The organism is Falsiroseomonas bella, assembly GCF_003173615.1.
In the GTDB taxonomy this organism is placed as follows: Bacteria; Pseudomonadota; Alphaproteobacteria; order Acetobacterales; family Acetobacteraceae; genus Falsiroseomonas; species Falsiroseomonas bella.
In genome coordinates this window covers 322,818-342,647 of the sequence record NZ_QGNA01000004.1, presented here as the reverse complement: position 1 = coordinate 342,647, position 19,830 = coordinate 322,818, and the positions used below count along the sequence as shown (strand labels likewise).

The window sequence follows — 19,830 nt, the reverse complement described above, 5'->3', positions numbered from 1 at the left end:
CTACTCCGCCGCCGAGGCGCGCGCGGCGCCGCCGAGCACCGGCCTCAGCCAGTGCCGGTACTGCGGCACGGCGCCAGAGACCACGTCGAAATAGAGCTTCTGGATGCGCCGCGTCAGCGGGCCGGGCTTGCCGTCGCCGACCTCGTAGCGGTCCACCGAATTGATCGGCGTCACCTCATGCCCGCTGCCGCAGAAGAAGGCCTCGTCGCAGATGTAGAGCTCGGTGCGGTCGATGTCGCGCTCGATCACCTCCAGGCCGAGCTCCGCGCGCGCCAGCTCGATCAGCGTCTCGCGCGTGATGCTCTCCAGGATGTCGGCGGTGACGGGCGGCGTGATCAGCTTGCCGTGGCGCACCATCATGAAGCAGGCGCCCGGGCCTTCCGCCACTTTGCCCGCCTCGTTCAACAGGATCGGGATCTGGAAGCCGTTCAGCCGCGCGTCGATATAGGCGAGGCGGGAGTTGTGGTAGTTCGACCCCGCCTTGATCCGCGACGGCGAGGCAAGGTCGGAATTGCGCCGCCAGGTGGACACGCAGGAGGCCACGCCCTCATGCACCGCCTTCGTCGTCGGCATGGAGAAGGCCAGGATGAACATACCGGTGCGGATCTCGCTCGGCAGGTAGTCGGTCAGGTTGCCCATGTCGAAATAAGCGACGGGGCGGTAATGCACCTGCCCGCTATAGCCGCAGGCGCGGATCAGCTCCAGGCTCGCCGCCTCGATCTCCGTGTCGCTGTAGGGGATCGTCATGCGCATGATCTTCGCGCCCTGCCGCAGCCGCGCGATGTGGTCGGCATGGCGGAACAGGAACAGTTCCTGCTCCGCCTCGGACCAATAGGCGCGGATGCCTTCGAACACGTTCTCGCCGCGCAGCACGCATTCGGTGGCGACATGCATCGTCGCCTGCTCCCAGGACACCAGCTTCCCGTCCAGCCAGACAAAGGGCGCGCTCTTGGCCATGCGGTTCAACTCCCCTGATCGATCTCGATGACGAGGTTGCCCTGCGCATCCAGCGTGAAGCTCGCGTCCGGCCCGATGACGGTCGTGGATTCGCGTTCCTCCACTACGGCCGGCCCGCGCAGCATGACGCCCGGTGCCAGGCGATAGCGGTCATAAACAGCGCAGGGCGCCATCCCGGTCTGCGGGAACCACACGTCGCGCGTGCCCTTGCGCGCCTCGCCGCCGATGCTGCGGCCAAGCGCGCCCGGTACCTCCGGCCTGCTCGCCGTGGCGTGCAGCCGCCAGCTCAGCACCTCCATCGGCAGGCCTTCGATGCGGCGGTCGAACAGGCGCTCATAGGCGTCGAGGAAGGCGTGCTCCACGCCGGCGGACCCCAGCGTGTCCGGCAGCGTCACGGGAATGTCGAAGCCCTGCCCGACATAGCGCATGTCCGCGCTGCGGCGGAACGTCACGTCGCCCGGCGCGGCGCCGGCCTCCACCAGCAGCGCACGCGCCTCCGCCTCCATCGCCGCGTACTGCGTCGCGACCTCCGCCCAGTCCACGGCGGAAAGCCGCCGCACGCCGCTCCGCACCAGGTCGATCGCCGGCGCCGCGACGAGGAAACCGAGGGCGGACGCCACGCCCGCACCCGCGGGCACGACGATGCGCGAGAGCTTGAGCAGCCTCGCCAGCCCATAGGCGTGCACCGGCCCCGCCCCGCCGAAGGCCATCAGCGCATAGCGCCGCGGATCGCGCCCTTTCTCGGCGATGTACATCCGCGTCGCGGCGGCCATGTTCTCGTTCACCACCGCGTGGATGCCGGCCGCGACCTCCAGCACGGACATGCCAAGCGGCGTCGCCAGTTCCTCCTGCATCGCGCGCTCCACCGCCGCGCGATCCAGCCCCATCTCACCACCGAGGAAATACTCCGGCGAGAGATAGCCGAGCAGCAAGTCCGCATCCGTCACCGTCGGCCGCCTTCCGCCGCGGCCATAGCATACGGGGCCGGGTACGCTGCCCGCGCTCTCCGGCCCCACCGTCAGCAGCCCCATCGCGCTGACCGCGGCGATGGAGCCGCCGCCGGCGCCGATCTCGATCAGGTCGATCACCGGCACCTTCAGCGGCAGGCCGGAGCCCTTGCGGAAGCGGCGCACACGCGCGGCCTCGAAGGTGGAGGAATGCTCGGCCTCGCCGCCCTCGATCAGGCACATCTTCGCGGTGGTGCCACCCATGTCGAAGCTGATCATGTCGGAGAGTCCGCAGGCCTGCCCCACATGCATCGCCGCCATCGCGCCGGCCGCCGGCCCGCTCTCGATCAGTTGCACGGGATTGGCGCGCGCATGGCGCACCGTGGCGATGCCACCGGCCGAGAGCATCAGGTGAAGCGGCCCGTCCAGCCCGCGCCGTCGCAGCTCCTCCTCCAGCCGCGCCAGGTAGCGATCCATCAGAGGCATGACATAGGCGTTCACGCAGGCGGTGTTCGCCCGCTCGTATTCGCGGATCTCCGGCGCCACCTCGCAGGAGAGCGTTATGGGCACGCCCGGCAATTCCTCGCGCAAGATTTTTGCAACCTGCCGCTCATGGGTGGCGTCGAGGTAGCTGTGCAGCAGACAGACCGCGACGGCCTCGACCTCCTGCGCACGCAGCGCGCGAGCGACGTCGCGCGCCTCCGCTTCGTCCAGCGTCTTCAACACGCGGCCTTGCGCGTCCAGCCGTTCCGTCACGACATGCCGGCGCGGCCGCGGCGCCAGAGGCTCGGGCTTCTCCAGCGCCAGGTCATACAGGTCGTAGCGCATCTCCCGCCCCATTTCGAGGCTGTCGCGGAAGCCGCGCGTGGTGACCAGGCCGATGCGCGCACCCTTGCGCTCGATCACCGTGTTGGTGACCAGCGTCGTGCCATGCACCACCTGCTTCACGTCGGTGATTCGTGCGCCGGCCTCGTCCAGCAGCCGCGCGATGCCGTCCAGGATGGCGCGGCCCGGATCCTCCGGCGTGGTCAGGCGCTTGCCCGTCATCACGCGGCCCGCCGCCTCGTCCACCAGCACGAAATCCGTGAAGGTTCCGCCGACATCCACGCCGATGCGCAAGGGCCGCGCGCTCATGCGTCCACCCCATAGTCGCGGCGCGCGCCTTCGGGCGTGACGTAGCCGTCTTCCAGATCGCGCCGCAGCGCGGCCGGGTCGCGTTCGCGCGGATCGCCATAGCCGCCGCCGCCGCCGTAATGCATCACCAGCCGGTCGCCCGGCTGCAGCATGGAACGGCCCTTCGGATGCGGCTTCGTGCCGTCCTGCTTCGCCACTAATGCCGGCGCGCCCGAGCCGCCCTGCACCAACCCTTCCGCCGGATGCTTCATGCGGTCGGCGATGAGGGAGAGCCGCACCGGCTCGTCCGACATCACCTCCAACTCCACCTCCTGCCCGAGGCCGCCGCGCCATTGTCCCGCGCCGCCGCTGTCGGGCAGCAGGTCCTTGCGCCAGATCAGCACGGGGCAGCTTGCCTCGTAGGCCTCGACGGAACCCGAGCCGGAATTGGTCGGGAAGGCCGTGGCGTTCAGCCCGTCGCGCCCCTCGCCCGCGCCCATGCCGCCGCTGCCGAACAGCACCTGGGAGAAGCGGTCGCCGCGCCGGTCGCGCCCTGTCACGACGGGACGCGGCGAAGGCGAGGCGCTGTCCGCGATCACCTCGCCCGGCACCACCTGCGCCAGCGCGCCATAGATCGCGCCGGACAGGAAAAGCCCCGTCAGGTGCCGCGCATTCACCGCCGCCGGATAGCGCGGATTGAGGATGGAGCCCTCCGGCGCCTTCACCGTCACCGCGCGATAGCTGCCCTCGTTGCGCGGCGTGTCGGGATCGAGCGCGCATTTCAGCGGATAGACCGTGTAGGCGTAGGTGTAGTTCATCACGCTGTTGAGCCCGCGCGCCACCTGCGGCGAGGTGCCTTCGTAATCCACCGTCAGCGTGTCGCCTGCGACCGTCACGGCGCATTCGATCCGCGTCTCGGCATCTTCGTAGCCATCGGCATGGATCACGTGGCGCCAGGTGCCGTCCGGCAGCGCCGCGATCGCCTTGCGCATCGCCGCATCGGCTCGGGCCTGCAATTCCGCCGACAGCGCCGTGAGATCCTCGAGCCCGGTGTCATCCAGGAATTCCAGCAGCCGTCGCGCACAGACGTGCTGCGCCGTGACCTGCGCGGCGACGTCGCCCATCACCTGGTCGGCCACGCGCACATTGGCGCGGATCATCTTCACCAGTTCTCGGTTCTCCTTGCCCTCGCTCATCAGCTTCGTGGGCAGGATTCGGATGCCTTCCTCGTAGACCTCCTGGCAATCGGCCGACCACAGCACGCCGCCGATGTCCGGCATGTGGGAGGTCGCGCCGGCAAAGGCGATCAGCCTGCCGTTGCGGAACACCGGGGAGACGGTGGTGATGTCCAGCAGGTGTCCCGTCGCCATCCAGGGATCATTGGTGATCAGCACGTCGCCGGGCCGCAGCTCCTCCACCGGGATTTCGGCCAGCATGTGCTTCAGCGTGCGCGGCAGCAGGCCGACGAAGCTCGGGATGCCGGTGGAATTCTCGGCTAAGCTCGCGCCTTCCGCATCCATCAGCACCGTCGCGTAGTCGTTCGATTCGCGCACGATGGTGGAGAAGGAGGTGCGCAGCAGCGCCGCTGCCGCTTCGTCGGCAATGGAGATCAGGCGGCTCCAGAGGATCTGGAGCGTCACGGGATCGAAGCCGGTTTCGCGCATGCACTCTCCCTTGGGTGGCGGCCTAGAGCGACCGTCCGATCTCATGGCCCTCGAAGATCGCTTCCAGCGCCGAACGCGGCGCGGCGCAATCCCCTGCCAGGTGCAACGACAATTCCGGCATCGCGGCGCGCAGCTCCGCGGCCAGCGAGTCACGTGGCAGGCCATGCGCGGGCGCGACGATGGCGTCGAAATCGTCGCAGGCGCGGACCTCGCCGGTCGAAAGGTCCGTCAGCGTGGCGTGCCCTGGTCCTTCCCAGGCCTGCACCGCCTGCAGCGCCAGGATCCGCGCGCCCGCCGCGCGAAGGCGCTGGCGCCAGGCGAAGGACGAATAGATATTCACCTGCCAGCCCGGCGTGCCTGTCGGCGCGATCACCGTCACGCGCCGCCCCGTGCCGGCAAGCCATTCTACGAAGCCCGCGACGGCGAAGCTGCCAAGGACGTCCTGCACCGCGACGCGATCGGGCAGGGCATCCGGCGCGGCCAGCGCCTGCTCCATCGTCATCCCGCGGCCGCCGCCAGGGAAGGCGGCGGCGGCTGGCTCCGCGCCAAGGGCGAGCACCACCGCATCAGGCCCGGCCGCCCGCACCGCCGCCGTATCCGCATGCCGACCGAGGCGCAGGCGCACGCCCGCTCGCGCGAGCGCGCCGCGCTGCCAGTCCAGCAGCTTCGCCATCTCCCCGCGCAGCGCGGGGTGGCGCTCGGTCCAGGCCAGCGCCCCGCCGAGTTCCTCTCGCGCCTCCCACAGCTCCACCTCATGCCCGCGACGCGCCGCCTGGATTGCCGCTTCCATCCCGGCAGGGCCGCCGCCCAGCACCAGTATGCGCTTCCGCTGCGCCGCGGGCTGCGGCGGCTCCGGCCACTCCGCCTCGCGACCCGCGCGGGGATTCGCCAGGCAGGTGATCGCCAGCGACTGCGCCAGGAAGCCGGCGCAACCCTGGTTGCAGGAGAGGCACGGGCGCCCCTCCTCCTCGCGCCCCTCGGCCGCGCGGCGCACCAGCGCGGGCTCCGCGATGTGTGCCCGCGCCATGCCGACCATCGCGATCGCACCATCCGCCAGCATCGCCTCCGCCTCCGCCACGCTGCGGAAGCGGCACACGGCGAAGACCGGCACGTCGCGCCCCGAATCGCGCAAGGCGGATGCGATGCCGCGCGGCAGGTGATGGAACGCATCCGCCGCGAAGCCCATATCGGCCATCTGCGTCGAGATCGTGTAGCTGCCGTGATAGGCGCTGTGGCTGACGTTCACGAAGTCCACCGCCACCTCGGCGCAGAGCCGCGCGACGATGCGCTGCATGTCCGGCAGCGTCAGCCCGCCTTCGAGGAATTCGTCGGCCGAGACGCGCAACCCTACCGCCGCGCGGCCGCCCACCACGCCCCGCACGCGGCGCAGGCATTCCAGCGCGAGGCGCAGGCGGTTCTCCTCGGAACCGCCCCAGGCATCGCTGCGCCGGTTCACCGCCGGCGAGAGGAACTGCTGCAGCAGATGACCATGCGCCATCGTCAGCTCGATGCCGTCCAGCCCGGCCTCGACCAGGTTGGCCGCCACCTCGCCATGCGCGGCGATGACTTGTTCGATCTCCGCTTCCGTCATCGGATGCGGCGGCGGTGCGGTGGGCGACCAGGGCACGGCGGAGGCCGACCAGGCGGGCATGCGCGCGAAATTGCCGTCGATGTGGCGTCCGAGATGGATCACCTGGCCGAACAGCCTGGCACCTTCCGCCTGCACCGCCTGCGCGATGCGCGCGAAACGGGGGATCGCCGCGCGCTCGTATCCGTTCACGCCCTGCCGCCGGCCGAGCGAGGAACGGTGCACCCTGATGCCTTCGAAGATGATCAGCGCCGCACCACCCGCCGCGCGGGCGCGGTGATAAGCCAGGTGCCGGTCGGAGGGCAGGTTGTCCTCGCCGTAGTTCGTGGTGTGCGCAGGAACAAGGATGCGGTTACGCAGCGTGACGCCGCCGATGCGGAGCGGACGGAACACCGCCGGATATCGTTCCATCCCCGCAGCCAGCCCGTCCGGCATCCGTCACCTCTGGCCGCAGTCTTGACGCGGCGGCGCATGAAGGCAACCGTAGATGTCCGGACAATCGCGCGCAGCGCGGGCCGCAAGCGGGAGACGGGAACGATGAAGCGCAGGGACGTCTTGCTCGCCGGCGCCGGGGCCTTCGCCCTGCCGGCCTATCTGCAGCTGACCAGCGAAGGCGCGCTGGCCCAGGGCGCCGGCCGCACGCTGCTGCTCGCAGCCCCCGGCACGCCGGAAGGCTTCGACGGAGACGCGCTGCGCCCCGGCACGCAGGAGACCGTGGTGCAGGTCTATGAGGGCCTCACGCGCTACGGGCGCGTGCAGCGCGGCGACCGCACCTACCTGGACCCGTCCGAGATCGAAGGCCATCTCGCCGAGAAATGGACGGTGTCCGATGACGGACTGCGCTATGTCTTCACCTTGCGCGAGGGCGTGAAGAGCCCCTACGGCAACGAGCTCACCGCCGCCGATGTCGAATGGTCCTGGGCGAAGAGCTTCGCGCAGCGCCGCACCGGCGCCTTCATCGCCAGTGTCTCCAACGTCACGGCCGTGAAGGCGCTGTCGCGTCGGGAGGTGGAGTTCACCCTCAGCGCGCCCTCCTCGATCCTGCTCGCCGCGCTGACGCTCTACGTGCCCGGCATCTACGACAGCACGGAGGTGAAGAAGCACGCGACGGCCGAGGATCCCTGGGGCCTGCGCTGGATGGAGAACAACACCGCGGGCTTCGGCGCCTATCACCTGCGCAGCGTCCGGCCCGGGGAGCAGGCGGAATTCGTCTCCAACCCGAACTACTTCCGCGGCCGACCGCATTTCGAGCGGGTGATCTATCGCGCCGTGCCCTCCGGCGCGTCGCGCACGACGCTGCTGCGCAGCGGCCAGGTGCAGTGGATCGACCGGCCGACGGTGCAGCAGGTGCTGGACATGCAGCGCGACCGCCGCGTGAAGGTGCAGGACCAGGCGGGCCGTGCCATGGCCAGCGTCCGCATGAACACGGCGATGAAGCCCTTCGACGACGTGCGCGTGCGCCGCGCGATGAACTTCGCGGTCAACAAGGAGGCGATCAAGCAGGGCGTGATGCTCGGCACCGGCGAGATCGCGCGCAGCATCGTACCGCCCATCGTGCGCGACTACGACCCCTCCTTCTTCGCCTATGACCACAACCCGGAGCGCGCCCGAGCCCTGCTGGCGGAGGCCGGGCACCCGAACGGCTTCGAGGTGGAACTGCTCTTCTCCAACATCTGGTGGTGGGAGGAGCCGATGGCGGTGCAGATCGCGGACCAGCTCAAGGCGGTCGGCATCACCTGCAAGCCGCAGCGCATCACCGGATCGGACCTGCGCGCCCGCGGCGCCCCGGCGCGGCAGGACATGCCGCTCTTCACCTTCGAGGACGGGCCGATCGTGCTCGATCCGGTCTATGCCCTCGCGCTGATGGCAAGCTCCACCGGCGTGTCGAACCGCGCGAAATACGCGAACCCCGCCTTCGATGCGCTGGTGCAGCGCGCGGCCACAAGCCCGGATCGCGCGGTGCAGACCCAGGCGGTGAAGGAGGCGCAGCGGATCTGGATGGAGGACGCACCCTGGATCCTCACCGTCTATCCGCAGACCTTCGAAGCCATGGCGCCCAACATCTCCGGCTGGGTCCCGCACCCGGACGAGCATGAGCGCTGGGTCGACCTGAAGGTCGGCTGATCCATGGGCGCGGCGGCGATCGGGCGCTTCCTCGCGCGCCGCGCACTGCTGCTCGTGCCGCTGCTGGTCGTCGTCTCCTTCCTCTGCTTCATGCTGGTGCGGCTGGGCGGGCAGGACCCGGTGGCGATGCTCGCCGGCCCAACCGCCACGGCCGCGGAGATCGAGATGGTCCGCACCACGCTGGCGCTGGACCAGCCGCTCTGGGCCCAGTTTGCCGTCTGGCTCGGCAATGTGCTGCAGGGCGATCTCGGCCGGTCCTGGATCAGCAACCGCCCCGTGCTGACCGAGCTGCTGGACCGCATGCCGGCCACACTGGAATTGCTGCTCTACGGCGTCGGCATCGGCGCGCTGGTTGGCATCCCCGTCGGTCTGAAGGCTGCGCAGAAGCCCGACGGCGCCTTCGACCAGGTCAGCCGCTTCCTCTCGCTGCTCGGCTTTTCCACGCCGACCTACTGGCTCGCGCTGATGGCACTCTTCGTATTCTTCTACCTGCTGGACTGGGCGCCGCCCGGCATGGGCCGCATCAGCCTGATGGTGGACCCGCCGGATCGCATCACCGGCAGCTACATGTGGGATGCGCTGCTGCAGGGCAGGATGGAGGCCGCGCGCTCCGCCGCGGCGCAACTCGTCCTGCCGGTCGCCTGCATCGCCATCATCTCCGCCGCGCCGATCATCAAGCAGACCCGCGCGATCGCGCTCGAGGTGCTGTCGAGCGACTATGTCCGCTATGCGCGCGCTCAGGGTCTTCCGGCGCAGGACATGCGGCGGATGGTGCTGCGCAACAGCATGGTGCCGGTGGTCACCTTCGTCGGCACCGAGCTCGCCGGGCTGATCGGCACCACGGCGCTGATCGAATACGTCTTCGCCTGGGGCGGCGTCGGGCAGTTCGGCCTCACCGCCATCATCCAGGGCGATTTCGCGGTGGTGCAGGGCTATGTGCTGATGCTCGCCCTCTTCTCGGTGCTGGTCTTCCTGGTGGTGGACCTCGCCGTGATGCTGTTGGAACCCAGGGCGGCTGCGCGCGCATGAGCGACCTGGCGCTTGCCCCGCCCGCAGCACCGTCGCTGCCCGTGCGCATCGCCGCGCGGCTGGCCGGTATCGCGCGCCGCTCCCCCACGCTCGCGATCGGCGCGGCGATCATCCTGGCCTTCGCCATCATGGCGGTCTTCGCGCCGTGGATCTCGCCGCAGGACCCGGTCGCCGCCAATGCCGCGCGCGTGCTGCAGCCACCGCAGGCCGGCGCGTGGTTTGGCACGGACGGCAACGGCATGGACGTGCTGAGCCGCGTGATCCACGGCTCGCTCTACGCCTTCGGCATCGCGATCCCGGTAGTCATTGTGGGGCTGCTGGTCGGGGTGCCGGTGGGCCTCTGGACCGGCTGGCGCGGTGGCTGGGCGGATGAGATCGTGATGCGCGGTTTCGATGCGTTGCGCGTCTTTCCCTCCATCATCCTGGCGCTGGCGGTCGTCGCCGCGGCGGGGCCATCGCTGCTGAACGTCGTGCTGGTGCTGGGGCTGCTGGACAGCCCGGTCTATGCGCGGCTGGTGCGCGCAGAGGTGCTGGCGCTGCGCGGCGGCACCTTCGTGGAATCGGCCGTGGCGGCCGGCAACCCGACTCACCGGATCCTGTTCCGGCACATCCTGCCGAACGCCCTGCGCGGCGCAATGGCGCAGACGGCGGTGCGCGCCGCCTGGGCGGTGCGGATCAGCGCCACCCTCGCCTTCCTCGGCGTGGGCATCCAGCCGCCGACGCCGGAATGGGGCGCGATGATCCGCCAGGGCGCGGAATACATGGTGACCGGCGAGTGGTGGGTCGCCGTCTTCCCGGGCACGGCGCTGATCCTGATGGTGCTCGGCCTCAACATGCTGGGCGACGGGCTCTCCGACCTGCTGGATCCGCGCCGGAAGGCAGCCGCGCGGTGACACCGCTGCTGGAGGTGCGTGACCTCCACACCCACTTCATCGCGCGGGACCTGGACAATCGCGTGCGCGTCGCACGCGCGCTGAACGGCGTCTCCTTCAGCCTGGCGCCGGGCCGCATCCTCGGCCTCGTCGGCGAAACCGGCGCGGGCAAGTCGCTCACCGCGCTCTCGGTCCTCGGCCTGCTGAAGCCGCCTGCGCGCGTCGTCGCCGGGCAGGCGCTGTTCGAGGGGCGCGACCTGCTCGCCCTGCCTCCGAACGAATTGAACGCCCTACGCGGCGCACGCATCGGGCTTGTCGTGCAATCGCCCAAGACCTCGCTCGATCCGCTCGCGCGCATCGGCGCGCAGCTTGCCCGCGTGCAGCGCGCGCACCGGCCCGGCCTGTCGGAAGCGGCCGCGCAGGCGCGCGCGGCGGAGATGCTGGCCGCGGTCGGCATCCCCGATCCGGAGCGCCGCCTGCGCGCGTGGCCGCATGAGCTTTCCGGCGGCATGGCGCAGCGCGTGCTGATCGCGCTGGCGCTGGTGAACGAGCCGACGCTGCTGGTGGCGGACGAGCCGACCACGGGCCTCGACGTGACGGTGCAGGCGCAGATCCTGGACCTGCTGCGCGGGCTCGCCCGCGCGCGCGGCATCGGCGCCGTGATCATCACGCATGACCTCGGGGTGGTCGCGCATTACTGCGACGAGGCGGCGGTGATGTTCGCCGGCCAGGTGGTGGAGCACGGGCCGGTCGGCCCGATCTTCGCCGCGCCCGCGCATCCCTACACACAGGCGCTGATCGCCGCGACGCCGGAGCGATTGCAACTGCGGGCGCGGCGCCCTTCCGGCTCGCCGCCCAATCTCTACGCATTGCCGGAAGGCTGCCTGTATCGCGACCGTTGTCCGCGCGCCGAAGCACGCTGCGCGACACCGCCCCCCGATGTCGCGCTGCAGGGCGGCCATGCCGCGCGCTGCCACTTCGCCGGGACGATCGCAGCATGACCCCGCCGGTGCTGGAGGTGCGCAACCTCTCCAAGCGCTTTCCCGTGCCCGGCGGTGTGCTGACTGCCGTGAACGATGTCTCCTTCTCCCTCGCTGCCGGCGAGACACTCGGCTTGGTGGGCGAGAGCGGTTCCGGCAAGTCCACCCTCGGCCGATGCGTGCTGCGCCTCATCGCGCCGAGCGCGGGCCGCGTGGTGTTCGACGGCCACGACATCACCGACTGGTCCGAGGCGCGGTGCCGCAAGCTGCGCGCCGGCATGCAGATGGTCTTCCAGGACCCCTGGAGCGCGCTGAATCCGCGCATGACCGCGCGCAGCCTGATTGAGGAGCTGCTGGCGCTCCACACGCCGCTTTCCTCGGCGGAGCGCCGCGCGGAGGCCGAACGGCTGGGGCTGCGCGTGCGCCTCCCCTCCGCGATGCTCGATCGCTATCCGGGCGAGCTCTCCGGCGGGCAGCAGCAGCGCGTCTGCATCGCGCGCGCCATCGCCACGCGGCCGAAGCTGATCGTGCTGGACGAGCCGACCTCCTCGCTCGACCTCTCCGTGCGCGCCGGCATCCTGGACCTGCTGGCGGAGCTGAAGGAGGAGACGGGTGCGGCGATGCTGTTCATCACGCACGACCTCGGCACGCTGCGGCTGATGGCGGACCGCGTGATGGTGATGTATCTCGGCCGCGTCGTGGAGGAAGCGCCGGCGGCCGAGATCTTCGACCGTCCCGCGCATCCCTACACACAGGCGCTGATGAGTGCGCATTTGCCCGCCGACCCCAGCGCGCATCTGGCGCGCCATGTGCTGACCGGCGAGATCCCGAGCCCCATCAACCTGCCTCCCGGCTGCTTTTTTTCCAGCCGCTGCCCCGTGGCCCTGCCGCGCTGCCGCGAGACAGCGCCGCCGCTCGAGGCCGTGCCGGGCGCGGAGGCAACGCACCGCGCCGCGTGCCTTCGCATGGCCGATGGCGGCAACCGCATTCCCACCTGAAGGAGCGTACCGCGCCATGCCGATGACACCCGAAGGAGAGGCGGAACTCGCGAAGATCCGCGCGGTCCGCGGCTACACCCTGCCGCTGCACGAGATGCTGGCGGAGTGCAACCCGGAATTCCTGCGCCGCTATGGCGAGCTCGCCAGCCACGTCATCTTCGGTCCCGCGGAAGGCCGCGCGCTGGACCTGAAGACGCGCTTCCTCGTGATGGTCGGCATCACCACCGCGGTGAAGGGCGACCGCGAGGGCATCGAATGGGCGTCGAAGCGCGCGATGCAATACGGTGCGACCTTCGAGGAGGTGGTGGAGGCCGCCTTCCTCGCCGGACTGCCCGCAGGCATGCCCGCCTTCGAGGGTTTCTGTCGCGCCATGCAGGAGATGCGCGAGGGCAAGGGTTGGGTGCCGCAGGGCGAGACGACGAACGAACAGAAGTAGCGGCTACTGGAAGCCGCCATCCACGCCGATGAACTGGCCAGTGATGGACCGCGCGGCGTCGGAGGCGAGGAACAGCACTGTTCCCGCGATCTCCTCCGGCTCCACGAAGCGGCCCGTCGCCTGGCGCGCCAGGTAGCGCGCCTCGGCCTCTTCCGGCGCCAGCGCATTCGCCTCGGCATAGGCGGAGAGCACGCGCGCGATGCGCTCGCCGCGCACCGATCCCGGCAGGATCGCGTTCACGCGGATGCCTTGCGCGCCGACCTCCCGCGCGAGCGTCGCCGTGAAGCCAAGCAGGCCCCATTTCGACGCGACATACGGGCTGCGTCCCGGATGCCCGATGCGCGCGGCGACGGATGCCATGTTGACGATCACGCCCTCGCCGCGCGCCGCCATGCGCGGCAGGATCGCGCGCGAGAGCAGGAAGGGCGCGGTGAGGTTCACCGCCATCACCTCCGCCCAGTCCTCCGGCGGCATGTCCGTTACGGGCAGGGTCGGGCCGGCGATGCCGCCGTTGTTGACCAGCAGGAACACGTCGCCCGCCGCCTCGGCCAGCGCCGCGATCTGCGCCGGATTGCGCAGGTCGCACGGTACCCAATCGGCGCCGCATTCCGCCGCGCGCGCCGCGCCCTCGCCGCCCGGCAGGTCGGAGAGCACCACAGCCCAGCCCGCATCGCGCAGCGCCCGAACCACGGCCAGCCCGATCCCGCATGCGGCGGCGGTGACCAGCGCGCGGCGCATCAGCCCGCCATCAGCCGCGGCAGGAACAGCACCAGTCCGGGCAGCGCGATGATCAGCAGTACGCGCGCGATGTCCGCCACCACGAAGGGCACGATGCCGCGATAGATCGTGCCGAGCTTCACGTCCCGGATCACGCCCTGGATCACGAACAGGTTCAGCCCCAGCGGCGGCGTGATCAGGCTGAGCTCGGTCGCCATCACCACGAAGATGCCGAACCACACCGGATCGAAGCCGAGCGCGCTGACCACCGGGAACAGCACCGGCACCGTCAGCAGGATCATGGAAAGGCTCTCCATGAAGCAGCCCAGCACGAGGTAGATCGCGAAGATCAGCAGGATCACCGCAAGCGGCGACAGTCCGGCGCCCGTCACCAGCTCCTCCAGCGCGCGCGGCAGGCCGATCAGGTTCATGAAGTTGGAGAAGACCAGCGCGCCGATCAGCACCACGAACAGGCTCGCCGTGGTGCGCACCGTCTCCAGCAGGCAGGAGAGGAAGGCACGCGGCGTCAGGCTGCGTCGCCACAGCGCGAACAGCAGCGCGCCGGCCGCCCCGACGCCCGCCGCCTCGGTCGGCGTGAAGACGCCGGCATAGATGCCGCCGATGATCAGCACGAACAGCGCCAGCACCGGGCCGATGGTCAGCAGCCGCGCGAAGCGCTCCTGCATCGGCACCGCATCGGCAGCGGGCCCCGCCGCCGGATTGCGCCGCACCACGAAGGCGACGGCGAGCAGGTAGAACAGGATCGCGACAATGCCCGGCGCGATGCCGGCGATGAAGAGCTGGCCGATATCCGTGCCCGTCGCGATGCCGTACAGCACCATGATGACGGAGGGCGGGATCAGGATGCCGAGTGTGCCCCCTGCCGCGATGGAGGCAGCGGCCAGCCCGTCGCTGTAGCGATAGCGCCGCATCTCCGGCATCGCAACCTTCGCCATCGTCGCCGCCGTGGCGATGGAGGAACCGGAGACCGCCGCGAAGCCGCCGCAGGCTGCGACAGTCGCCATGGCCAGCCCGCCGCGCCGATGGCCGAGGAAGCCGTGGCAGAGGCGATAGAGATCCTCCGACATGCCGGCGCGCGTCACGAAGGCGCCCATCAGCAGGAACATCGGCACGACGGACAGTTCGTAGGACATCGTCGCCGTGAACGGGATCTGGCCGATGATGCCGAAGGCCGCGCGTTCGCCCACATGCAGCCACAGCCCGGCCGTGCCCACCGCCAGCATCGCGAAGGCGATCGGCAGTCCGAGCATCATCAGCCCGAACAGTGCCGCGAAGGCGAGGCCCGCGCTCTCCCAGACTTCCATCAGGCGCCCGCCTGCGCACCCGGTCGGCCGCGCAGCGCGGCGATGCCGTCCAGCACGAAGGCGGCGGCCGCCACCCACAGCAGCCAGGACATCGCCGTCGCCACGCCGCCGCGCGGAATTCCGAGCTCCAGCGTCACCTCGCCCACGCGCAACAGGCGCTCCCCGTACAGGCCGAGCCGCCACGCCAGCAGCCCGCACACGCCGGCGCAGACCACGCCGAACAGCAGCCCGGCCGCGCGCTTCACCCATTCCGGCAGCAGGTGGTCGAACAGCGTCACCGTGATGTGCTCGCGCCGCCGCGTGGCCAGCGGCAGCGCGAGGAAGACCATCAGCCCCATCATCACCTCGGTCGCCTCGAAGGCGCCGTGCAGCGGCCGGTTGAAGAAATACCGGCCGCCGACATCCACCGTGGTGACGACCATCATCGCCGCCGCCAGCACGCCCGCGCAGAGACCGAGCAGCGCAAACAGGCGGTCGGTCCAGATCAACGCACGTTCACCCGCCGCTCCGCGGTGTAGAGCCGCGCCATGGTGCGGGCGTAGTCAAGGATCTCCTGGCCCGGCAGATTGCGCTTCTGAGCCTCCGCCAGCCATTCGGTCTCCAGCACCTTCAGCCGCTCCTTGGCGCGCGCAATCTCGGCCTCGGCCAGCGTGTTGAAGGCGACGTTGCGCGCCTCCAGCCCCTGCTGGCCGACACGATCGCCCATGGTCCAGGCCCAGCCGGACTGCAGCGCGATGGCGATGCCGGAATGCTTGTTCACCGCGGCGCGCTGCGCATCCGTCAGCCCCTGCCAGGTCCGCTCGTTGAAGGCGATCCAGAAGGTGTCGGTGTAGAGCCCGCCAGGGATCAGCGTGGTGGAGCGGATTACCGGCGTGATGTTGAAGAAGGCGATGGATTCGATCGGGAAGGTGATGCCGTCCGCCACCCCACGCGCCATCGCCTGCTGCGCCTCGGTCGGCGGCAGCTGCACTGGCGTGCCGCCGAGCGCCGTGATGATCCGCCCCGTCACGTTGCCGCCCACGCGCACGCGGCGGCCCTGCATGTCCTCGAGCTTCGTGATCGGTTCGCCGCGCCAGTGCAGCGCCGGCACGGAATGCACGAAGAGGCCCGCCACATGCGCGCCGCGATGCTCGTTGTAGCGGCCGCCGTAGCGCTGGTAGGTCAGCCAGGACGCCGCCGCGCCGGCCCAAGGATCGGGCGACATGAAGGGCAGGTCCATCACCTGCGTCATGGTGAAGCGGCCGGGATTGTGGCCGGAGACGCCGTAGCCGACGTCGAAGGCGCCATCGAGCAGCAGGTCGAAGGTCTGCGGCGGCGGGCCGAGCGCGCTGGGCATGATCTCGAACTTGAGCGAGCCGTTGCTCTCCGCCTCGATAGCGCGCGCCCAGGGCTCGATGATGCCGCGGGGGATCAGGTGATGCGCCGGCAGCCAATTGCCGACGCGGATGGTGCGCGTCTGCGCCGCGGCGCGGCCGACCAGCGCGGGGGTGGCGAGCACCGCCGCCGTCCCCGCCATCAGCATCCTGCGTGTCGTCATGTCCCGCTTCTCCCTTTCTGTGGTTCGGTCAGCGCGAAGATGCGCAGCGCGTCGGCTTCCTCACCCTCGCGCGCGATCAACGTGCGAAAAGTCTCGGCGGCGAGGCCGGCGAGGGGCAGCGGGCTGCCCTTCTGCACTGCCAGTGCGCGCGCCGTGTCGAGGTCCTTCAGCATGGTGTAGGCGTGGCCGAGCGGTGGGTCGTAGGTGCCCGCCACCATCCGCGGCACGCAGATCTGCATCGGCTTGGAATCCGCCCAGCCGCCGGCGAGCGCCTCCGGCAGGCGCGCGGCCTCGATGCCCGCGTTGGTCGCCAGCCGCGTCGCTTCCGCCAGCACGCACATCAGGGATCCCACGATCACCTGGTTGCAGAGCTTCGTCGTCTGCCCCGCGCCGGATGGCCCCATCAGCGTGAAGCGCTGCGCCATGGCGCGCACGAAAGGCTCTGCGCGCGCGAAGGCCGCCGCGTCGCCGCCCGCCATCACCGCCAGCGTGCCCGCTTCCGCGCCAGGCACGCCGCCGGAAACCGGCGCATCCAGCCAATGCGCGCCGCGCTCCGCCAGCAGGCGCGACGCGAAGGCGCGCGTCGCCTCGGGCGCCATGGACGAGAAATCCACCAGCACCGCGTCGCGCGGGATGCCGTCCGCGATGCCGCCAGGCCCGAACACCGCGGCCTCAACTGCCTTCGTATCGGTCAGGGACATGAACACCACCGGCGCGTCGCGCGCGCAGTCAGCGGCGCTCGCCGCCAGCACCGCGCCCGCTTCCGCCGCCGGCGCGCATTTCTGCGCCGTGCGGTTCCAGACCTTCACGCGATGCCCTGCGGCGAGCAGGCGCTTCGCCATGGGCAGGCCCATGAGCCCCATGCCGACGAAGCCGAGCATCCCGCTCATCGCACGCCGCGCCCGTCCGGGAAGCGGCCGCCGCCCTGGTGCGTCACCGCGCCCTCATTCGCCTGGCCGACCAGCTTCGCGTATTTCGCCAGCGCGCCGGAGACATGCGGCGTGGCGCGCGGCTGCCAGGCGGCGCGACGCGCTTCCAGCTCCGCCGCATCCGCCGCCAGCGTGATGCTGCCCGCGTTGCCGTCGATGCGGATCACGTCGCCGTCGCGCACCAGCGCCAGCGGCCCGCCCACGGCGGCTTCCGGCGCGGCATAGCCGATGCACATGCCGCGCGTCGCGCCGGAGAAGCGCCCATCCGTCAGCAGCGCCACCTGCTCGCCCATGCCCTGGCCGTAGATCAGCGCGGTGAGGCCCAGCATCTCCTGCATGCCGGGCCCGCCGACCGGGCCTTCGTAGCGCACGATCAGCACCTCGCCGGGCTTGTAGGCGCGCGCCGCGACGCAGGCCACGGCCTCGCCCTCGCTGTCGAACACCCGCGCCGGTCCTTCGAAGACCTGGCTTTTCAGCCCCGCCACCTTCAGCAGCGCACCATCGGGACAGAGATTGCCCTTCAGCACCACCACGCCGCCGGTCGGCAGGATGGCGCGCGCGACGGGGCGGATCACCTCGCCATCCGGCGCGGCCGCATCGGCATAGGTCTCGGCCAGCGTGCGGCCGGTCACGGTCAGGATGTCGCCATGCAGATGGCCGCTCTCGATCAGCGCGCGGATCACCACGGCCGCGCCGCCGACCTCGTGCAGCTCCGCCGCGTGATAGGCGCCGCCGGGGCGCAGGTTGCCGATCAGCGGCGTGCGCTGCATCACCACCGCCGCGTCGTCCATGGTGAAGCGGATGCCGGCCTCGTTGGCGATGGCGCAGAGATGCATCGCGGCGTTGGTGGACCCGCCGGTCGCCGCGACGATCGCGCAGCCATTCTCGATGGCCTTGCGCGTGACGATCTGCCGCGGCGTCGGTCCCCCGCCCGCGATCATCGCCATCACCAGCGCACCGGCGCGGCGGCTGAGCGCGGCGCGCTCGCTGAACACGGCCGGCATGGTGGCGCTGCCGGGCAGGCCGAGGCCGATCGCCTCCGCCACCATCGCCATGGTGTTCGCCGTGAACTGCCCCGCGCAGGCGCCGACCGTCGGCTTGCAGGCCAGTTCCAGCGCGCGCAGCTCTTCCTCGGTCATCGTGCCGGCCATCACCGCGCCGACGCCCTCATAGGCATCCAGCACGGAAACCTTCTTCCCCCGCCAGGTGCCCGGCAGCGCGCTGCCGCCATAGACGAAAACGGATGGCACATCGCAGCGCACCATCGCCATCAGCACGCCCGGCAGCGTCTTGTCGCAGCCGCCGAAGCCGACCAGCCCGTCATAGGCGTGGTTGTGCACCACCACCTCGATCGAATCCGCGATCACCTCGCGCGAGACGAGCGAGAACTTCATTCCCTCATGCGCCATGCCGAGCCCGTCGGAGGCGGAGATGGTGGTGAACTCGCGCGGCGTGCCGCCGGCCTCCGCGATGCCCTGACGCGCCGCCTCGGCCTGCCAGCCATGGCTCATGTTGCAGGGGGTCGTCTCGCCCTTCATCGAGACCACGCCGACCATCGGCTTCGCGATGGCCGCGTCGTCCAGCCCCATGGCGCGCAGAAAGGCGCGGTGCGGCGTGCGGTCCAGCCCGTCCGTCGTGATGCGCGACCGCAACGGCCTGCCCTGCCCCGCCACTCGACTGCCTCCCCCGGAATGCCCGATCCTGGCGGAGACTAGATCACTTCGCGCGGCGGCAAAATCGCCCCCGGGGCGGGATTCCGCCGCGCCTCAGCCCCGGGAACGCCGATGCGGATCGCCGCCAACATTTCTCTTCTATTCGCCGACCTGCCGTTGCCGGCGCGCTTCGCCGCGGCGGCCGGGGCGGGCTTCGAGGGGGTGGAGATCCAGTTCCCGTACGACCACGACGCCTCGACACTGGCGCAGGCGGCGCAGGCGGCCGGGATGCCCGTCGTGCTGATCAACATCCCGGCTGGCGACATCGCGGGCGGCGATGTCGGACTCGGCGCCCTGCCCGACCGCCGCGCGGAGTTCCGGGCCGCCGTGCAACGCTGCATCCCCTATGCGCGGGCGCTCGGCGTGCAGCGGGTGAACATCCTCTCCGGCCGCCCAGGCGCCCAGGCGGACCGCGCCGTCTGCCATGCGACGCTGGTCGAGAACCTGCGCCACGCCGCCGAGGCCTTCGCACCCTTCGGCATCCGCGTGCTGGTGGAGCCGGTGAACCCCTTCGACGTGCCGGGCTTCTTCCTGGACAGCCTCGACGCCGCGCTGCGCGTGCTGGACGACGCGGCGCATCCGAACGCCGGCCTGCAGTTCGACCTGTACCACATGGCGCGAACCGAGCCTGACCTGCCGGCTGCCATCGCTCGGGCCGGCGCGCGAATCGCGCATGTGCAGTTCGCGGACACGCCCGGCCGGCACGAGCCGTTCAGCGGCGCAATCGACTTCGCCGCGGCCGTCGCCGCGCTGGACCGCGCGGGCTACGCGGACTGGTTCGCGGCGGAGTATCGCCCGCTGGGGGCAACGGCGGACGGAATAGGTTGGCTGGGGCAGCTTCGGGACTTGCTCGCCCCCCTCACCCACCGTCCAACGCCTTCGGCGTTGAACCCCCCCTGAGG

General features: G+C 70.7%; 17 protein-coding genes. 7 read left to right on the top strand and 10 right to left on the bottom strand.

Going from position 1 to position 19,830, the window contains the following annotated elements:
- The 4 genes from DFH01_RS18540 to DFH01_RS18525 are packed head-to-tail and all read right to left on the bottom strand — an operon-like array spanning position 1 to position 6,662.
- Complete coding sequence (locus DFH01_RS18540) at positions 1-957, bottom strand: branched-chain amino acid transaminase (protein ID WP_109871962.1); 957 nt, start codon at positions 955-957, stop codon at positions 1-3.
- A gap of 5 nt (positions 958-962) precedes the next feature.
- Entirely contained in the window at positions 963-3,038 is a 2,076-nt protein-coding gene (locus DFH01_RS18535; protein ID WP_109871961.1) for a hydantoinase/oxoprolinase family protein, read from the bottom strand.
- On the bottom strand, positions 3,035-4,681 hold the full coding sequence (locus tag DFH01_RS18530) for a hydantoinase B/oxoprolinase family protein (RefSeq protein ID WP_199231290.1): 1,647 nt from the start codon (positions 4,679-4,681) through the stop codon (positions 3,035-3,037). The genes DFH01_RS18535 and DFH01_RS18530 overlap by 4 nt, the downstream gene beginning before the upstream one ends.
- A gap of 22 nt (positions 4,682-4,703) precedes the next feature.
- Positions 4,704-6,662, bottom strand: a complete 1,959-nt coding sequence (locus tag DFH01_RS18525) for an oxidoreductase (protein ID WP_199231289.1) — start codon at positions 6,660-6,662, stop codon at positions 4,704-4,706.
- Between the two features lie 144 nt (positions 6,663-6,806).
- Here DFH01_RS18525 and DFH01_RS18520 point away from each other — a divergent pair, with 144 nt between their 5' ends.
- The 6 genes from DFH01_RS18520 to DFH01_RS18495 are packed head-to-tail and all read left to right on the top strand — an operon-like array spanning position 6,807 to position 12,708.
- Positions 6,807-8,393 (top strand): ABC transporter substrate-binding protein, encoded by a 1,587-nt coding sequence (locus DFH01_RS18520; protein WP_158287813.1) that lies wholly within the window; start codon positions 6,807-6,809, stop codon positions 8,391-8,393.
- A 3-nt stretch (positions 8,394-8,396) separates the two neighbouring features.
- Positions 8,397-9,422: an ABC transporter permease gene (locus DFH01_RS18515; protein WP_109871957.1), complete on the top strand. Its 1,026-nt coding sequence runs from the start codon at positions 8,397-8,399 to the stop codon at positions 9,420-9,422.
- Complete coding sequence (locus DFH01_RS18510) at positions 9,419-10,315, top strand: ABC transporter permease (RefSeq protein WP_109871956.1); 897 nt, start codon at positions 9,419-9,421, stop codon at positions 10,313-10,315. The genes DFH01_RS18515 and DFH01_RS18510 overlap by 4 nt, the downstream gene beginning before the upstream one ends.
- Positions 10,312-11,295, top strand: a complete 984-nt coding sequence (locus tag DFH01_RS18505; RefSeq protein WP_158287812.1) for an ABC transporter ATP-binding protein — start codon at positions 10,312-10,314, stop codon at positions 11,293-11,295. Before DFH01_RS18510 ends, DFH01_RS18505 begins: the two co-directional genes overlap by 4 nt.
- Positions 11,292-12,272, top strand: coding sequence for an ABC transporter ATP-binding protein (locus tag DFH01_RS18500; protein ID WP_109871954.1), 981 nt, complete (start codon positions 11,292-11,294; stop codon positions 12,270-12,272). The genes DFH01_RS18505 and DFH01_RS18500 overlap by 4 nt, the downstream gene beginning before the upstream one ends.
- 16 nt (positions 12,273-12,288) lie before the next feature.
- A complete protein-coding gene (locus tag DFH01_RS18495; protein WP_158287811.1) occupies positions 12,289-12,708 on the top strand; it encodes a carboxymuconolactone decarboxylase family protein in 420 nt (139 codons plus the stop codon).
- 3 nt (positions 12,709-12,711) lie between these two features.
- On the opposite strand, the gene DFH01_RS18490 is transcribed toward DFH01_RS18495, so the two are convergent.
- From DFH01_RS18490 to ilvD, 6 genes are read right to left on the bottom strand one after another with little or no spacing between them, the layout of a single operon-like run.
- Positions 12,712-13,446, bottom strand: coding sequence for an SDR family NAD(P)-dependent oxidoreductase (locus DFH01_RS18490; protein WP_109871952.1), 735 nt, complete (start codon positions 13,444-13,446; stop codon positions 12,712-12,714).
- Positions 13,446-14,750, bottom strand: coding sequence for a TRAP transporter large permease (locus DFH01_RS18485; protein ID WP_109871951.1), 1,305 nt, complete (start codon positions 14,748-14,750; stop codon positions 13,446-13,448). Before DFH01_RS18485 ends, DFH01_RS18490 begins: the two co-directional genes overlap by 1 nt.
- Positions 14,750-15,238, bottom strand: coding sequence for a TRAP transporter small permease (locus DFH01_RS18480; RefSeq protein WP_109871950.1), 489 nt, complete (start codon positions 15,236-15,238; stop codon positions 14,750-14,752). The genes DFH01_RS18485 and DFH01_RS18480 overlap by 1 nt, the downstream gene beginning before the upstream one ends.
- On the bottom strand, positions 15,235-16,287 hold the full coding sequence (locus DFH01_RS18475; RefSeq protein WP_109871949.1) for a TRAP transporter substrate-binding protein: 1,053 nt from the start codon (positions 16,285-16,287) through the stop codon (positions 15,235-15,237). The genes DFH01_RS18480 and DFH01_RS18475 overlap by 4 nt, the downstream gene beginning before the upstream one ends.
- Positions 16,284-17,177 (bottom strand): NAD(P)-dependent oxidoreductase, encoded by an 894-nt coding sequence (locus tag DFH01_RS18470; RefSeq protein ID WP_109871948.1) that lies wholly within the window; start codon positions 17,175-17,177, stop codon positions 16,284-16,286. The genes DFH01_RS18475 and DFH01_RS18470 overlap by 4 nt, the downstream gene beginning before the upstream one ends.
- Positions 17,174-18,868: a dihydroxy-acid dehydratase gene (gene ilvD, locus DFH01_RS18465; RefSeq protein WP_109871947.1), complete on the bottom strand. Its 1,695-nt coding sequence runs from the start codon at positions 18,866-18,868 to the stop codon at positions 17,174-17,176. Before ilvD ends, DFH01_RS18470 begins: the two co-directional genes overlap by 4 nt.
- 132 nt (positions 18,869-19,000) lie before the next feature.
- Between ilvD and DFH01_RS18460 the strand changes: the two genes are divergently transcribed.
- A complete protein-coding gene (locus DFH01_RS18460) occupies positions 19,001-19,828 on the top strand; it encodes a hydroxypyruvate isomerase family protein (RefSeq protein WP_109871946.1) in 828 nt (275 codons plus the stop codon).
- Positions 19,829-19,830 lie beyond the last annotated feature (2 nt).

Bases quoted from the DNA above. Each gene is read 5' to 3' on its own strand.
- DFH01_RS18515 (WP_109871957.1), top strand. From the start codon at position 8,397: ATGGGCGCGGCGGCGATCGGGCGCTTCCTCGCGCGCCGCGCACTGCTG.
- DFH01_RS18470 (WP_109871948.1), bottom strand. From the start codon at position 17,177: ATGAGCGGGATGCTCGGCTTCGTCGGCATGGGGCTCATGGGCCTGCCC.
- DFH01_RS18530 (WP_199231290.1), bottom strand. From the start codon at position 4,681: ATGCGCGAAACCGGCTTCGATCCCGTGACGCTCCAGATCCTCTGGAGC.
- DFH01_RS18460 (WP_109871946.1), top strand. From the start codon at position 19,001: ATGCGGATCGCCGCCAACATTTCTCTTCTATTCGCCGACCTGCCGTTG.
- DFH01_RS18535 (WP_109871961.1), bottom strand. From the start codon at position 3,038: ATGAGCGCGCGGCCCTTGCGCATCGGCGTGGATGTCGGCGGAACCTTC.
- DFH01_RS18485 (WP_109871951.1), bottom strand. From the start codon at position 14,750: ATGGAAGTCTGGGAGAGCGCGGGCCTCGCCTTCGCGGCACTGTTCGGG.
- DFH01_RS18520 (WP_158287813.1), top strand. From the start codon at position 6,807: ATGAAGCGCAGGGACGTCTTGCTCGCCGGCGCCGGGGCCTTCGCCCTG.
- DFH01_RS18510 (WP_109871956.1), top strand. From the start codon at position 9,419: ATGAGCGACCTGGCGCTTGCCCCGCCCGCAGCACCGTCGCTGCCCGTG.
- DFH01_RS18495 (WP_158287811.1), top strand. From the start codon at position 12,289: ATGCCGATGACACCCGAAGGAGAGGCGGAACTCGCGAAGATCCGCGCG.
- DFH01_RS18490 (WP_109871952.1), bottom strand. From the start codon at position 13,446: ATGCGCCGCGCGCTGGTCACCGCCGCCGCATGCGGGATCGGGCTGGCC.
- DFH01_RS18500 (WP_109871954.1), top strand. From the start codon at position 11,292: ATGACCCCGCCGGTGCTGGAGGTGCGCAACCTCTCCAAGCGCTTTCCC.
- DFH01_RS18540 (WP_109871962.1), bottom strand. From the start codon at position 957: ATGGCCAAGAGCGCGCCCTTTGTCTGGCTGGACGGGAAGCTGGTGTCC.
- DFH01_RS18475 (WP_109871949.1), bottom strand. From the start codon at position 16,287: ATGACGACACGCAGGATGCTGATGGCGGGGACGGCGGCGGTGCTCGCC.